Source organism: Streptomyces atriruber (assembly GCF_001418325.1).
GTDB lineage: Bacteria > Actinomycetota > Actinomycetes > Streptomycetales > Streptomycetaceae > Streptomyces > Streptomyces atriruber.
The window spans coordinates 1-1104 of sequence record NZ_LIPN01000640.1 but is presented as its reverse complement, the minus strand read 5'-3'; the positions used below and the strand labels follow the sequence as shown (position 1 = coordinate 1104).

Below are 1104 nucleotides of genomic sequence, written 5' to 3'. Positions count from 1 at the left end.
CCGCGGTCGACCTGCTGCGTGCGCAGTCCGCCGGTGACGGCGCGGCCGCCTGGCGGGGCTCGCGCGCCCTGACGAAGCTCCGCAAGGACCTGCGGACGAGCGGCGTCACCGTCGGCGAAGGCGTCCTCGACCCGTTCCTCGCGCGGACGCAGAAGGCGTACGCGGCCTGGGCGGGGACCGACGGGAAGCGGGCCGCGCACGGCACGACGGCCCGGTTCGGCCGCGACCGCGCGCTGACCGCGGTGACGGCACTGACCGACCCCGGCACCGAGGGCACCGTCGAGGCCCACGTCCCCGGCGAGGGCTGGCGGCGGATCGGCGCCCTCGCGAAGAGCGGCTTCACCGAGCTGGACCTCACCGGGCACAAGGGCCTGCGCGCCGACGCGGTCCGCACCACCCTCACCGACGGCACCGTCCGCCACCTCGTCCCCTGGTTCGCCGACACCCCCGACGCCCGCCTCTCGCTGGCCCGCACCGAGGCCGACGCGGAGATCGGCGGGGGCCCGCTGCGGATCTCGGCGAAGCTGCTCTCGCTGCGCCCCGGCGACGTCGAAGGCCGGCTCCGGGCGAAGGCGCCCGAGGGCATCGAGGTGAAGGTCCCCGGGGAGTCCACGCTCCCGCGCGGCACGGAGGTCGACGTGCCCCTCGACATCACGGTTCCCCCGGGCACGCGCGCNNGCGCGGCGCGAAGGCGTCGTCGTCGGGCGACGAGACGAAGGACTTCCCGGCGTCGGCCGCGGTCGACGGCGACCCGGAGACCCGCTGGTCCTCCCCCGTCGAGGACGGCGCGTGGTGGCAGGCGGAGCTCGCGGAGCCGGTCAGGCTCGGCCAGGTGGTGCTGCGCTGGCAGGACGCGTACGCGGCGGGCTACCGGGTGCAGACGTCGGCCGACGGCAGGACCTGGCGCACGGCGGCGACCGTGCGGGACGGCAGGGGCGGCCGCGAGGCGGTCCGCATGGACGCGCGCGACACCCGCTTCGTCCGGGTGCAGGGCGACAAGCGGGCCACGCGCTTCGGTTACTCGCTGTGGTCCGTGGAGGCGTACGCGGTCGCCGAGAGGTAGCGACCGCCACGCGTCCGCCGTACGCGCGACTCCACGTACGG

General features: G+C 76.8%; 1 protein-coding gene and 1 pseudogene. Both read left to right on the top strand.

Annotated elements, in window-relative coordinates; translation table 11 throughout:
* Positions 1-676 (top strand): annotated as a pseudogene (locus tag AOK03_RS45295) (beta-N-acetylglucosaminidase domain-containing protein); the annotation flags it as partial.
* 2 nt (positions 677-678) lie between these two features.
* A partial coding sequence (locus AOK03_RS44750; protein WP_244177953.1) for a discoidin domain-containing protein occupies positions 679-1063 on the top strand: 385 nt, incomplete at its 5' end.
* Positions 1064-1104 lie beyond the last annotated feature (41 nt).